The 13,968-nt window shown below is 63.6% G+C and carries 13 protein-coding genes; 10 read left to right on the forward strand and 3 right to left on the reverse strand.

All coding sequences use genetic code 11. The features are described from left to right. Window positions 1-3: 3 nt before the first annotated feature. The gene (gene rfbB, locus AUR_RS01260; RefSeq protein ID WP_031215940.1) at window positions 4-1,002 is read right to left on the reverse strand and encodes a dTDP-glucose 4,6-dehydratase; all 999 of its coding nucleotides are present in this window, start codon (window positions 1,000-1,002) and stop codon (window positions 4-6) included. 53 nt (window positions 1,003-1,055) lie between these two features. On the opposite strand from rfbB, the gene rfbA reads away from it, so the two are divergent. Next, window positions 1,056-1,922, forward strand: coding sequence for a glucose-1-phosphate thymidylyltransferase RfbA (gene rfbA / locus AUR_RS01265; RefSeq protein ID WP_031215941.1), 867 nt, complete (start codon window positions 1,056-1,058; stop codon window positions 1,920-1,922). On the opposite strand, the gene AUR_RS01270 is transcribed toward rfbA, so the two are convergent. Continuing rightward, a complete protein-coding gene (locus tag AUR_RS01270) occupies window positions 1,919-2,845 on the reverse strand; it encodes an aldo/keto reductase (protein ID WP_062096881.1) in 927 nt (308 codons plus the stop codon). The two genes, rfbA and AUR_RS01270, sit on opposite strands and share 4 nt — an antisense overlap. A gap of 51 nt (window positions 2,846-2,896) precedes the next feature. On the opposite strand from AUR_RS01270, the gene AUR_RS01275 reads away from it, so the two are divergent. Then, window positions 2,897-3,730, forward strand: a complete 834-nt coding sequence (locus AUR_RS01275; RefSeq protein WP_031215942.1) for an undecaprenyl-diphosphate phosphatase — start codon at window positions 2,897-2,899, stop codon at window positions 3,728-3,730. A gap of 15 nt (window positions 3,731-3,745) precedes the next feature. Continuing rightward, window positions 3,746-5,029 carry a cysteine--1-D-myo-inosityl 2-amino-2-deoxy-alpha-D-glucopyranoside ligase gene (gene mshC, locus AUR_RS01280; RefSeq protein WP_062096882.1) on the forward strand — a complete coding sequence of 428 codons (1,284 nt, stop codon included), beginning with the start codon at window positions 3,746-3,748 and terminating at the stop codon, window positions 5,027-5,029. Between the two features lie 69 nt (window positions 5,030-5,098). Here the strand turns inward: mshC and AUR_RS01285 are convergent, their stop codons facing one another. After that, entirely contained in the window at window positions 5,099-6,004 is a 906-nt protein-coding gene (locus AUR_RS01285) for a PAC2 family protein (RefSeq protein WP_021470485.1), read from the reverse strand. Between the two features lie 123 nt (window positions 6,005-6,127). Between AUR_RS01285 and AUR_RS01290 the strand changes: the two genes are divergently transcribed. The 7 genes from AUR_RS01290 (at window position 6,128) to prcB (ending at window position 13,967) form a co-directional block, all read left to right on the forward strand. Then, window positions 6,128-6,868 carry an HAD family hydrolase gene (locus tag AUR_RS01290; RefSeq protein WP_043427827.1) on the forward strand — a complete coding sequence of 247 codons (741 nt, stop codon included), beginning with the start codon at window positions 6,128-6,130 and terminating at the stop codon, window positions 6,866-6,868. Further along, window positions 6,865-8,031 carry a site-2 protease family protein gene (locus AUR_RS01295; RefSeq protein ID WP_021470487.1) on the forward strand — a complete coding sequence of 389 codons (1,167 nt, stop codon included), beginning with the start codon at window positions 6,865-6,867 and terminating at the stop codon, window positions 8,029-8,031. The genes AUR_RS01290 and AUR_RS01295 overlap by 4 nt, the downstream gene beginning before the upstream one ends. 111 nt (window positions 8,032-8,142) lie before the next feature. After that, window positions 8,143-9,189 (forward strand): tRNA (adenine-N1)-methyltransferase, encoded by a 1,047-nt coding sequence (locus AUR_RS01300; protein WP_021470488.1) that lies wholly within the window; start codon window positions 8,143-8,145, stop codon window positions 9,187-9,189. 97 nt (window positions 9,190-9,286) lie between these two features. Beyond that, on the forward strand, window positions 9,287-11,095 hold the full coding sequence (gene arc, locus AUR_RS01305) for a proteasome ATPase (protein ID WP_082694550.1): 1,809 nt from the start codon (window positions 9,287-9,289) through the stop codon (window positions 11,093-11,095). A 50-nt stretch (window positions 11,096-11,145) separates the two neighbouring features. Next, a complete protein-coding gene (dop, locus tag AUR_RS01310) occupies window positions 11,146-12,762 on the forward strand; it encodes a depupylase/deamidase Dop (RefSeq protein ID WP_062096883.1) in 1,617 nt (538 codons plus the stop codon). Between the two features lie 115 nt (window positions 12,763-12,877). Then, complete coding sequence (locus AUR_RS01315; protein ID WP_062096884.1) at window positions 12,878-13,081, forward strand: ubiquitin-like protein Pup; 204 nt, start codon at window positions 12,878-12,880, stop codon at window positions 13,079-13,081. 76 nt (window positions 13,082-13,157) lie between these two features. Further along, a complete protein-coding gene (gene prcB, locus AUR_RS01320) occupies window positions 13,158-13,967 on the forward strand; it encodes a proteasome subunit beta (protein ID WP_021470492.1) in 810 nt (269 codons plus the stop codon). Window position 13,968 lies beyond the last annotated feature (1 nt).

The raw sequence follows: 13,968 nt of genomic DNA on the forward strand, positions 1-13,968 counted from the left end.
GCCTCAGTGGCCCTGTCCTGCGTACTTGTGTTCCGTTTCGGCCTTTTTTGGCCGCCACCATGCCTCGTTGTCCCGGTACCAGCGCACGGTGGCAGCCAGCCCGGCGTCGAAGTCACCGTAGCGCGGTGTCCATCCCAATTCCCTCCGCAGCTTGCCCGAGTCGATGGCATAACGGAGGTCATGGCCGGGGCGGTCCGTTACCAGGTCATAGGCATCGGGGGACTGGCCCACCTGAACCAGCAGCTTCTCCACGACGGAACGGTTGGACAGCTCACCGTCCGCTCCGATCAGGTACGTCTCACCGATCCTGCCCCGTTCGAGGATGGCCGCCACTGCCGAGGAATGGTCCTCCACATGGATCCAGTCCCGCACATTCCGGCCTTCCCCGTACAGCCGGGGCCGGATGCCGTCCAGGAGGTTGGTGATTTGGCGCGGAATGAACTTCTCCACGTGCTGGTACGGTCCGTAATTGTTTGAGCAGTTGCTGATGGTCGCCCGCAACCCGAACGACCTGACCCAGGCCCTGACCAGCAGGTCCGATCCCGCCTTGGTGGCCGAGTACGGACTCGTGGGCCGGTACACGGACCCCTCCGTGAACCGGGCGGGATCATCCAAGGCGAGGTCGCCATAGACCTCGTCGGTGGAAATGTGGTGGAACCGCGTTCCGTGTTTGCGGGCCGCCTCGATAAGGGTGAAAGTGCCCACGAGATTCGTGTCCACGAACGGCCGCGGCTCCTCCAGTGAATTGTCGTTGTGCGATTCGGCGGCGAAGTGCACTACGGCATCCACTTGCCCCGTCAGCTTTTCCACCAGCGCCGCATCGCAGATATCGCCTTTGACAAACTCGAACCTCTCCGGCGGTAAACCCGCCAACGACGCGCGGTTGCCTGCATAGGTCAATTTGTCCAGGACGGTGACATGAAGGCGGCTGTGGCCCATGATGTAGTGAACAAAGTTGCATCCGATGAACCCGGCCCCGCCGGTGACAAGGATTCTCTGCATGGCGATAGCGTAGCCGCGCACGCCGCGCCACGGCAGGGGAGAGGACAACAATTATGCGAGGAATTATCCTGGCCGGTGGAACAGGTTCACGGCTTCACCCCATTACGCTCGGAATCAGCAAACAATTGGTTCCCGTCTTTGATAAGCCAATGATTTATTACCCTTTATGCACCCTCATGTTGGCCGGCATCCGGGACATTCTGGTGATCACCACTCCCACGGACGCCGACCAATTCCAGAAGCTGCTGGGCGACGGTTCCCAGTTCGGCATCTCGCTCAGCTACGCGCAGCAGCCCACACCTGATGGCCTGGCCCAGGCTTTCGTCCTTGGCGAAGATCACATTGCCGGAGGCAAAGTGGCGCTGGTCCTCGGCGACAACATCTTCAACGGCCCCGGCATGGGCGCCCAACTGCGCCACTACAGCGACGTCGACGGCGGAGCAATCTTTGGTTATTGGGTCAAGGACCCCAGCGCCTACGGCGTTGTGGAGTTCGACGACGACGGCCTCGCCATTTCCATCGAGGAGAAACCAGCCGAGCCTAAGAGCAATTACGCAGTTCCGGGCCTGTACTTTTACGACAACGACGTCGTTGCCATGGCTAAAGAGTTGAAACCGTCCGCGCGGGGTGAATTGGAAATTACCGATATCAACCGCCAATACATGAAGCTGGGAAAACTACATGTGCAGAAATTCCCCCGCGGCACGGCATGGCTGGACACGGGAACCTTCAGTGACCTAAACGACGCGTCGAACTACGTCCGCACCACCGAGAACAGGCAGGGCCTGAAGATCGGTGCACCCGAGGAAGTGGCGTGGAGGATGGGCTACCTCGACGACGACGGTCTTCGCCAGCAAGCAGCGAAGCTCGCCAAAAGCGGCTACGGGAGCTACCTGCTGGACATCCTGGACCGTCGCTAGGAAACGTCTTCCAAAGCCCGCGATATCTCGGCAGGCAGGACGGCGAGCTGAGCGTCCAGAAGCTCCTTGAGGTGGACCGCGTTCCGGGGTCCAACAATTGCCGCGGAGACCCCGGGACGGGACAGCAGCCAACTCAATGAGACATCCAGGGGTGAGCGCCCCAGTCCGCGGGCCGCCATGGCAACAGCTTCCACCACCCGTGATCCCCGGGGCTCCAGGTACGGTTCAACGTAGGCTGTGAGGCGCCCTTGCGCGGCCCGGGAATCGGCTGGAATCTGGCCGCGGTACTTTCCGCTGAGGACGCCGCGACCCAGAGGTGCCCAGGCCATGAGCCCAAGGCCCGCATCCTCGATCGCGGGAATCAGCTCTTCTTCGGGCTTGCGCTGCAGGAGGGAGTACTCGGACTGGTTGGCCACCAGCGTGAAGCCGGCCACCGCTGCGGCCTTTGCGGTCTGCCACCCGTTGTAATTGGAGATACCTACGTAACGGGCACGGCCCGTCCGTTGCGCCAGTTCCAACGCGGACAGCGTTTCGTCGAGTGGCACGTTCGGGTCCCACTCGTGCGCAAACCAGATGTCGATGTAATCGGTACCGAGCCTGGCAAGGCTCGCGTCGAGGGCTGCCAGCATGGCCCCCCGGGAGGCATTGATGCTGCGCCTGGAGTCGGACAGGGATACCCCTGCCTTGGTGGAGATCACCACCTCGGAGCGTGCAACAACTACGCCGAGCATGGAACCAAGCAACGCTTCGGCCTGCCCTTGCGCATAGGAAGCAGCCGTGTCGATCGTCGTGCCGCCGGCATCCACAAACGCATGAAGCAGTTCGGAGGCATCCTGCTCATCAGTTTCCTGTGCCCAGGACATCGTTCCGAGGGACAATGACGACACCCGGAACCCGCTGTTTCCGACATAACGCTGCTGCATGCTGATAGCTTACGGGGAGTTCCCATACTTCATGACGTAGGGTCTATTCACGTGAACTGGATAGAAGCAGCCTTGCTGGGCCTGGTGCAGGGCCTCACCGAATTCCTCCCGATCTCCTCGAGCGCCCACCTGCGCATTGTCGGCTCGTTCCTGCCGAATGCCGCCGACCCCGGCGCTGCCTTTACGGCCATCACGCAGCTGGGCACGGAGACAGCGGTGATCGTGTACTTCTGGCGGGACATCGTCAGGATCATCGGAGCCTGGTTCGGCTCACTGACCGGGAAAGTAGCCAGGAACAATCCCGATGCCCGCATGGGCTGGCTGGTCATTCTCGGCAGCCTTCCCATCGTTGTCCTCGGCCTCCTCTTCCAGGACCAGATCGAGTCGGTGTTCCGCAGCATGTGGATTGTGGCAACCATGCTGATCGTCTTTGGCATGATCCTCGCCGTGGCCGACGCGATCGGCCGCCAGGAGCGCGACCTCACCCAACTGACGTACAAGCACGGCATCCTGTACGGATTTGCCCAGGCCATGGCCCTGATCCCGGGGGTATCCCGCTCCGGCGGCACCATTACGGCCGGCCTGCTCATGGGCTACACCCGTGAGGCAGCCGCCCGCTATTCCTTCCTGCTTGCCATTCCGGCCGTCTTCGGCAGCGGGCTCTACCAGCTGTACAAGACCGTTTCCAATGACGGCATCGCCGGGCCCTACGGACTTGGCGAGACTGCCTTGGCCACCGTCATCGCGTTCGTGGTGGGTTACGTCATCATCGGATGGTTCCTCAAGTTCGTTTCCACGCGAAGCTACCGGCTGTTCGTCTGGTACCGCATCCTGCTGGGCCTGGCCCTGTATGTCCTGCTCGGTTTCGGTGTGATCAGCGCCTAGCACTAAGGTTGAGTCGTGAAATCGTGGATCTCCCGCCCTGTTCCCGGGCTGCCCGGCAGCCTTCCGCCCCTGCGCCTGTTCGACACCGCTTTGGGCCGCGTCGTTGACATTGCGCCGCAGCCGGAACAGTCCATGTATGTGTGCGGCATTACGCCGTACGACGCCACGCACATGGGGCACGCTGCGAGCTACGTAGCTTTTGATCTCCTCAACCGGGCATGGCGGGATGCCGGATCCAAGGTTTCCTACGTCCAGAACGTGACGGACATCGACGATCCCCTTTTGGAGCGCGCCAACGCCACCAACGTTGACTGGCGTGAACTGGCAGCCAGCCAGATCGAGCTGTTCCACACGGACATGGATGCGCTCAATGTCCTGGCTCCGGATCATTACATCGGCGCCGTCGAAGCCATCCCGGACATCGTGCCCGCCATCGAGAAACTCATTGCCGACGGAGTCGCCTACCGCGTCCACGGAACCGACGGGGAGCCCGACGGCGACGTCTACTATGACGTCGAGGCGGCAGGAAAGCACTCCTCGGCGACGGACGCCTGGACGCTGGGCGCTGTTTCCGGCCTCGGCGAGGCCGAGATGATGGAACTCTTCGCCGAACGCGGCGGGGACCCTGCCCGGCCCGGTAAGAGGCAGGCCCTGGACCCGCTCTTGTGGCGTGTTGCCAGGGAGGGCGAGCCGAGCTGGCCCGGAGCAAGCCTGGGTGACGGGCGCCCGGGGTGGCACATCGAATGTACCGTGATCGCACAGAAGTACCTTCCTGCCCCGTTCACAGTTCAGGGCGGTGGCTCTGATCTCGTCTTCCCCCACCACGAGATGGGGGCGGGACATGCCTACTCGTTGGCCGGAGTTCCTTTGGCCCACCACTACGCCCATTCCGGCATGGTAGGGCTTGACGGCGAGAAGATGAGCAAATCCAAGGGCAACCTGGTGCTGGTCTCAAAGCTGCGGGCCGCGGGGGAGGAGCCGGCTGCCATCAGGCTGGCCATCCTGGCCCACCACTACCGCTCCGACTGGTCCTGGACCGACGACGGCTTCGCGGCGGCGAAGGACCGGCTGGCCACGTGGCGCAAAGCTGCAACCCGGGCGGCTGCCGGATCGGCCGCGCCGCTCATCGCCGCCATGCGCACCGAGCTGGCGGAGGACCTCAACGCTCCCGGTGCCCTCGCCGCCGTCGACCGTTGGGCGGCAGAATCGCTCCGCAACCAAACCGGCAGCGCCGTGTCTTCTGCCGATGGCGCCTTGGTGAGCGATGCCGTTAACGCCTTGCTCGGCGTCGAACTCTAGGCCCCTGCTGAAACGAACGGCCCCGGCGTCCACCAGACGCCGGGGCCGTTCGTTCGTGCAGCTACGGCGTCAGGGCCGGTCCTTGCCCCGCCGCTTGAGGTAGCGCTCAAATTCCCTGGCAATCGACTCGCCGGAGGCTTCCGGGAGGTCTGCTGTGTCCTTTGCTTCCTCAAGCTGCCGGACATAGGCCGCGATTTCCGGGTCTTCGGTTGCGAGCTCGTCCACGCCGCGTTCCCAGGCTTCCGATTCCTCGGCCAGCGCCTGGCTGTCCACCGGAACCTGGAGCAGGTCCTCGATCCGGTGGAGGATGGCCAGCTGGGCCTTAGGGGACGGCGGCTGGGCGACGTAATGCGGAACTGCTGCCCAAAGAGAAACGGTCGGGAGCCCGGCGAGCATGGCAAACTCCGCCAGGACTCCAACGATGCCTACCGGGCCTTCGTACTGCGATGCCTCCAGATTCAGGCGTTCGCGCAGTGAGTCGTCCTCGGTAGTAGTACTCACGGGGATGGGCCGGCTGTGGGGCACATCGGCCAGGAGGGCGCCCACCAGGATTACTGCATCCACCTTGAGGGCCTCGGCATGGACCAAAAGCTCGGTGGTGTACGCCCGCCAACGGTAGGACGGTTCCGTGCCGAGGACAAAAACCACGTCCACGTTGCTGTCCGGGACCGCCGCCTTATAGATGCGGGTGGAGGGCCATTTCACCTTCCGCGCACCCGATGATGTGCGGCGAACGGTGGGGCGGGTGAACTGGAAATCGTAGTACTCCTCGGCATCTACGGTTCCAACCTTCTTGCCGTCCCACAGTTTGTTCAGGTAGTGCAAAGCATCGCTGGCAGCTTCCCCGGCGTCGTTCCATCCTTCGAACGCAGCGATCATTACGGTGACGCGCTGGCCCTCAGCAGGTTCCTTGAGGAAACGCTCAACCTCAGCCGCACCATCGTGTCCATCCGGGTTCCCGTCCACACTGTTCATCCATTCACCCTACGTCCAAGACCCTCGCCGATGCATGGCATTTACGCGGGCGCGTGTCCCGGATTCGCGGACAGCAAAATGACCCGGCAAGGGCGGGCCCCGGTTCCACGTAGACTTGAACCCATGCATTCTTCACCCAGCCAGCCCTCCCTGAAAGCCGTGCTCTGGGACATGGATGGCACTCTCGTGGATACGGAGCCCTACTGGATTTCCGCGGAACGGGCGCTGGTTGAAGCGCATGGCGGAACCTGGTCCCACCAGCAGGCCATGCAGCTCGTGGGCCAATCCCTCCTCCATTCCGCAGGCATCCTGCAGGCGGCAGGCGTGCGCATGGAAGCCCGCCACATCATCGATACGCTGAGCAGCGAGGTCATCGCCCAGGTCCGGAACCAAGTGCCGTGGCGTCCCGGCGCCCGGGAGTTGTTGGATGACCTGCACGGCGCCGGAGTCCGGTGCGCGCTCGTCACCATGTCTGAAGGACCCTTGGCGTCAGTGGTGGTTGAGAGCCTGGCCAAGCCCTACTTCGAGTTCCTGGTGACGGGAGACACCGTCACCAACGGCAAACCCCATCCGGAGGCCTACCTCACGGCTGTCGATCGACTCCGGCGCGACGATCCTTCCCTGGGGATCGAGCACTGCGTGGCGTTGGAAGACTCTGTTCCCGGCGCCACCGCGGCCATGGCTTCGGGCGTCATCACCGTGGGAGTTCCGCACCAGGTCCCCTTGCCTGATGATGCCCGCATGATTCTGTGGGAAACGCTGAGCGGACGGACGTCAGCCGATCTGGCGCAATTGGTGACCGACCGTCATCTTCAGTCCGTTCCGACCCCCACCGGAAACACGCTCGAAGGGGCCTATAAGTGAGCAGTCCCTCCGCGCCCCATCACCACGCTGCCCCCAAGAAGGACGGCATCCCCCTGGGGAAAATTGCCGGGATCCCCGTTTACCTTGCCTACTCCTGGTTCCTGATCGCGGCTTTCACGGTGATCGTCTACGGACCTGCCGTCCTCATCCAGTTTCCGGGCTTGGGCATCGGCGCATACTTCGTGGCGTTCGGATATGCCCTGCTTCTGGCCGTTTCGGTACTGGTCCATGAACTTGCCCACGCACTGAGCGCAAAAGCGTTCAAGTGGCCCACCGACAGGATCGTGCTCAACCTCTGGGGCGGGCACACACAGTTCCAGAACTTCACCTCATCGCCAGGCCGTGCCGTGGTGGTGGCCATGGCGGGCCCGGCCTCGAACTTCATCCTGGCCGGGGCCTTGGCACCATTTGTCTTTGGCGGGGTTTTTGAGGGCGTCATCGAGATGCTGGCAAACATCCTCATGTGGGCCAACTTCCTGATAGGCATCTTCAACGTCCTTCCCGGCACCCCCCTGGACGGCGGCAGGCTGGTGGAGTCCGCCGTCTGGAAGGCCACCGGAAGCCAGGAGAAGGGCGCAATCGCCGCAGGATGGTCCGGTCGCGCCATTGCCGTGGCACTGTTCATCTGGTTCATCGCGCTGCCGTTCTTCAGCGGTTCGCGGCTGGATCTGAACCTGACGCTGATCACGGTCCTCGTTTGCGGATTCCTCTGGGTAGGCGCTTCCAGCTCCATCCAGCACGGTAAACTCCGCAGCCGCCTCTACCTCGTCAGTGCCGCCGGCCTGGCCGATCCCGCCGTCGGAATTCCGAACACCGCAACGGTCGCCGATGCCTTGGCCTTGGCCCCCGGCGGAACTCCCGCCGTCGTCATTTGCGGCCCGGACGGCAAGCCCCAGGGCGTCCTCAATCCCGGGGCCGCAGCCGCGGTGCCACCCCAGGTCCATTCGAGGACGCCGGTCACCGCCGTTGCGCACCCGCTGGCCGCCGGCGCATACGTCCCTGAATGGTCCAAGGGCCAGGAGCTCATCCAGTACCTGGCCAAGCTCGACGGCGGTGAGTACGCGGTGGTGGACCACAACGGATATGTCACCGGCCTGCTCCGGCAAGAAGCAGTAGTGACGGCTATAACAGGTAAAGAGGCCCGCCGGAGCGGGCGCGCCTGACACTCTTGCCGGTAGAGTTACCTGCCGGCCCGCAATAAGAACAAACAGATTTTTAGCGTCCATGGGCAGCAAGCCATTGCAGTCCAGCCGCACAGGAGCGAGGAAAACCAGATGAGCAGCGAAACCGCCGCCACGGAGACAAGCGCAGCCACGGGCGCTGCCCAGCCAACCGGGGCAGCCCGCCGTCGGGGACCTTTCCGGGTGGGGGAACGCGTCCAGCTCACTGATGAGCGTGGACGCATGAACACCATTACCCTGGAAGTCGGCGGCGCCTTCCACACCCACCGCGGATTCCTGAACCACGACGAGATCATCGGCAAGGTTGATGGTTCCGTTGTCAGCAACAACATCGGCCAGCAGTACCAGACCCTGCGTCCGCTGCTTTCGGACTTCGTCCTGTCCATGCCCCGCGGCGCTGCAGTGGTCTACCCGAAAGACGCCGGCCAGATCGTCACCATGGCCGATATCTTCCCCGGCGCCCGGGTAGTGGAAGCCGGTGTCGGCTCCGGCGCGCTGTCCATCTCGCTGCTTCGGGCAATCGGCGACGGCGGCTACCTCCACTCGTTCGAACGGCGCGAGGAATTCGCGGACATCGCGCGCGGAAACGTGGAGACCATCTTCGGCGGACCGCACCCTGCCTGGCAGATCTCCCTCGGGGATTTCCAGGAGGAAGTGGTCAAGGCCGAGGCACCCGGTTCCGTCGACCGCGTGGTGCTGGACATGCTCGCGCCCTGGGAATGCCTCGACGCGGTCGCCACGGTCCTTGCCCCGGGCGGGGTGTGGATCAACTACGTTGCCACCGTCACCCAGCTTTCGCGCACTGCCGAAGCCATCAGGGCCGATGGCCGTTTCACTGAACCGGATGCGTGGGAATCCATGGTCCGCGGCTGGCACCTTGAAGGCTTGGCTGTCCGACCGGACCACCGCATGGTAGCCCACACGGGGTTCCTTCTGGTGACCCGCCGCCTGGCCGACGGCGTGACCGGAATTTCGGTCAAGCGCCGCCCGTCCAAGACGGAATTCAGCGAAGAGGACCTCAACGCCTGGACACCGGGTGCCGTGGGGGAGCGTTCGGTCTCCGACAAGAAGCTTCGCCGGGCCGCAAGGGACGCCATTGCCGGAACCAACGTCCAGGATGATCCCCCGGTCACAAACTGACAAAGGTCACAATAGGGTCCGCATTCCGGATGTCACACAGCCCCCTGAGCTTTTCGGGACTATGGTCTTGTTAAGCGCAGGAAGGGGCTGATGAATCGTGGATACGTCGAACAACGACATTGGACGGCCGACGCCGGAAGAAGCGAATGCCGCAGCGGAAGAGGCTGCCCGCCAAAGGCGGGGCGCCATCCAACCGCCGGACCCTTCCAGTGAATTGACTGTGGCTGAGCGGCAGATCAACATCCTGAGGGACAAACTCCGCCACATCGACCGCCAGCTCGCAGCCGCCACCCAGAACAACAGCAAACTGGTCAACATGCTGGAAACAGCCAAGGCTGAGATCCTCCGGCTCAAGGGTGCCCTCGAGCAGGAAGGCCAACCGCCGTACAGCTTCGGCACCGTTGTCCAGATCAATCCCCGCCGCCGGCCGACGGCAGGAAATTCCGGCCAGGCGGCCACTGAAGAGTCAGTGGACATCTTCAACGCCGGCAGGAAGATGCGGGTTGGCATCAGCCCGTTGGTTAACGTCAACCAGCTCGCAGTCGGGCAGGAAGTCCTCCTCAACGAGGCACTCCTGGTTGTTGCGGCGCTCGGCTATGAACGCGCCGGCGAACTGGTAACGCTCAAGGAGCTTCTGGGCAAGGACCGTGCCCTGGTGGTCGGCCGCGCTGACGAGGAACGCGTTGTCCGGCTCTCGGGTGCCCTCCAAAACGTCCACCTGAAGGTGGGAGACGCACTGTCGCTGGATTCGCGGACGGGCTACGCCTTGGAAAAGGTGCCCCGCGCCGAGGTTGAAAACCTCGTGCTGGAGGAAGTCCCTGACATCACCTACCAGGACATCGGCGGCCTCGGTCCGCAGATCGAACAAATCCGCGACGCCGTTGAACTGCCGTTCCTGCATCCCGACCTCTACCGGGAGCATGGCCTCAAGGCACCCAAGGGAATCCTCCTTTACGGTCCTCCGGGTTGCGGCAAGACGCTCATCGCCAAGGCCGTGGCCAATTCCCTGGCTGCCCGGGCTGCCGAGCGGGCAGGCAACACCGACCTCAAGAGCTACTTCCTGAACATCAAGGGGCCGGAGCTCCTGGACAAGTACGTCGGCGAGACCGAGCGGCACATCCGCCTGATCTTCGCCCGGGCCCGCGAGAAAGCTTCGGACGGCAGCCCCGTCGTGGTGTTCTTCGACGAGATGGATTCGCTGTTCCGCACCCGCGGCACCGGTGTCTCTTCCGACGTCGAGACCACCATCGTCCCGCAGCTGCTCAGCGAGATCGACGGCGTGGAACGGCTCGACAACGTCATCGTGATCGGTGCCTCAAACCGCGAGGACATGATCGACCCCGCCATCCTGCGGCCGGGCCGCCTGGACGTGAAGGTAAAAATCCAGCGGCCCGACGCTGAGGCAGCAGCTGACATCTTCGGCAAGTACATCACCACCGACCTGCCGTTCCATGCCCAGGACCTCGCCGAATACGGCGGAGATGTCCAGGCCACGGTGGATGCGATGATCCAGCGGACCGTGGAGGCGATGTACTCCACGGAGAAGTCGAACGAATACCTCGAGGTCACCTATGCCAACGGTGATACGGAGATGCTGTATTTCAAGGACTTCAACTCCGGGGCAGTCGTGCAAAACGTGGTTGACCGCGCCAAGAAGTACGCCATCAAGGACCTCCTCACCAACCACCAAAAGGGCCTGCGGATCGACCACCTGCTCAAGGCGGTAGTGGATGAGTTCCGCGAGCACGAGGACATGCCCAACACCACCAATCCGGACGACTGGGCCCGGATCTCGGGCAAGAAGGGTGAACGCATCACGTACATCCGCACCATCGTCCAGGGCAAGGCCGGCCAGGAACCCGGCAAGTCAATTGAAACTACGGCGAATACGGGCCAATACCTGTGACCTCACGAGACGACAACCTGCCCCAGGAGAAACTGCCTGCAGGCGGGGCAATGCGCGTCATGGGTTCGGAGACGGAGTATGGGATCCATGCTCCGTCTGCGCCCGGCGCCAACGCCACCATGATGTCTGCCCGGATCATCCAGGCGTACGCGACCGTCACGCGGCAGCGTGCTGCCGGGGGAGCGGAGACGCGCTGGGATTACACCGACGAGGAACCACTCCACGACGCCCGGGGCTGGACCTTGGAACGTTCGGCCGCGGATCCGAGCCAGCTCACCGACCAGCCGCCGGTGCTCGACGCCGAGGCAGTCGCCTTGGCGTACGGGCGCCAGGAACTGGAGCTTGACGGCGCGGACGAATCCGGCTCCCTCCTGATGAACATGGTGCTCGGCAACGGCGCCAGGCTGTACGTAGACCACGCCCACCCCGAGTACTCCAGCCCCGAAGTCACCAACCCGCGCGATGCCGTGACCTGGGACGCAGCAGGGGACCTGGTTGCCTTGGCCACGGTGCGCAAGGTTGCCGCAGATACCAACCTGCCGCCGATTAACCTCTACAAGAACAACACAGACAACAAGGCCGTATCCTACGGCTCGCACGAGAACTACCTCATGCCGCGATCGGTTCCTTTCGGCGACATCATCCGCGGGCTGACTCCGTTCTTCATCTCGCGGCAAGTGGTCTGCGGGGCGGGCCGCGTGGGCCTGGGGCAGGATAGCTCCACCCCCGGCTACCAGATCAGCCAAAGGGCGGACTTCTTCGAGGCTGAGGTAGGCCTTGAGACGACCATCCGCAGGCCGATTATCAACACCCGGGACGAACCGCACGCCACGGCGGACAAGTACCGCCGCCTGCACGTCATCATCGGCGACGCCAACCTCAGCCAGCTGTCGAACTTCCTTAAGTTCGGCACCACTGCCATGGTGCTAAGCCTCATTGAGGCCGGCCAGGCGCCCAGGATCGAGGTCCATGAGCCGGTTCACGCCCTGCAGGCGGTCAGCCACGACACGAGCCTCACCGCCACCGTACGGCTCATGGACGGCCGTCACGTGACAGCCCTGGACCTGCAGTGGATGTACTTCGAGGCGGCGGCGAAGCTCGCCCAGGAAACCGGCGTCGCGGACGCCATCAGCGGTGACGGCCACACCCATGAGGTGCTGGAGCGCTGGGAGTCCACGCTGACGGCGCTGGGCACGGACCCGGCGACGGCAACGTCCGTGGAATGGGTGGCCAAGAAGTCGCTCCTGGAGGGCTACCGCAGCCGCGACGGTCTGGAGTGGGATGACGCCCGGCTTGGCCTCGTGGACCTGCAGTGGTCAGATATCCGGCCGGAGAAAGGCCTCTACTACCGGCTGCTTTCCAGGAACCGCATGCTGCGGATAGTCGACGACGCCGATGTCACCAGGGCGGTCAGCGAACCGCCGGTGGATACCCGTGCGTACTTCCGCGGTAAATGCGTTTCCACCTTCGGCAAGGACGTCGTGGGAGCCAGCTGGGACTCGGTTATTTTCGATGTCCCGGGACTGGGAAAACTGCAGCGCGTACCCACCAGGGAGCCATTGCGCGGTACGCAGGCGCTCACGGAACCACTGTTCCGGAAGCACCAGGAAGCAGGCCCGTTCCTTGCCGAGTTGCTTGGCCGGAAACCTGCGGCGCCCCGAGACTAACCAACAGCAGTCACCTGCGGAAACAGCCCGGCCGAAGCCGGGCGGAGCAGCCCATCGCGTGGCAATATGGCAGTAGGAAGTCCGCATCCCGCGGACGGACAGTAGGGAGAAAGAAATGGCAGGTCAGGAGCAGCAGCAACCCCAGGCGCGGGAAACTGAGACTGAAGTCGACGTCCCGGAGGCACCTCCCGCCGCTCCTGAGGCCCAGGCCTCGGAAGCTACGCAAGGCGTGGATGATCTCCTCGACGAAATCGATGGCGTCCTGGAATCCAACGCCGAGGAATTCGTGAGGGCTTTCGTCCAAAAGGGCGGCCAGTAACGAACCACCACAGGATGTACTGCCCGGCCGGCGCGAGGCCGCCGGGCATCGGAATGCGAGTCGAAGGAGTGCAGCAATGCAGGACCCATCAATCGGCCCCCTGGCCAACCAGGCAACGTCTTCATTCACAGAGCATCTCCAACGCTCGCGTCCCGAACTCCTTCCGTTCAACCAAACACTTCCCGCCGGCGCAGCTCCGGCTGCACCGCACGCCACCACCATTGTGGCCATGACCTATGCCGGCGGCGTGCTGATGGCCGGCGACCGGCGGGCCACCATGGGCAATGTCATCGCGAGCCGGCACATTGAGAAAGTCTTTCCCGCAGACCAGTACTCCGTGCTGGGCATAGCCGGCACCGCAGGCCTCGCGATCGATATCACCCGGCTGTTCCAAGTCGAGCTGGAGCATTACGAGAAGATCGAAGGCACGCTCCTCAGCCTGGTGGGCAAAGCCAACCGATTGGGGGCCATGATCCGGGGCAACCTGCCCATGGCGATGCAGGGGATGGCCGTCATACCGCTCTTTGCCGGATTCGACCACGGATCCGCCACCGGCAGGCTCTTCTCCTACGACCTGACGGGTGGCCGGTACGAGGAGTACGAGCACCACTCGGTCGGCTCGGGTTCCGTTTTTGCCCGGGGTGCCCTGAAAAAGCTGTGGCGGCCGAACCTTAGCGAGGACGAAGCCGTGGCTGTCGCCGTCGAATCCCTCTACGACGCCGCCGACGACGACTCCGCAACCGGGGGACCGGACCCCGTCAGGCAGCTGTGGCCGGTGGTGTACGCCGTTAACCGCGCCGGTCACAGGAGGATTCCGGAACGGGAACTCGCTGCGATTTCGGCGGCCATTGTCGAATCACGCGCTATCGCCGGACGGGAGGCCTGAG

Origin of the sequence: Paenarthrobacter ureafaciens, assembly GCF_004028095.1 — a bacterium.
GTDB lineage: Bacteria > Actinomycetota > Actinomycetes > Actinomycetales > Micrococcaceae > Arthrobacter > Arthrobacter ureafaciens.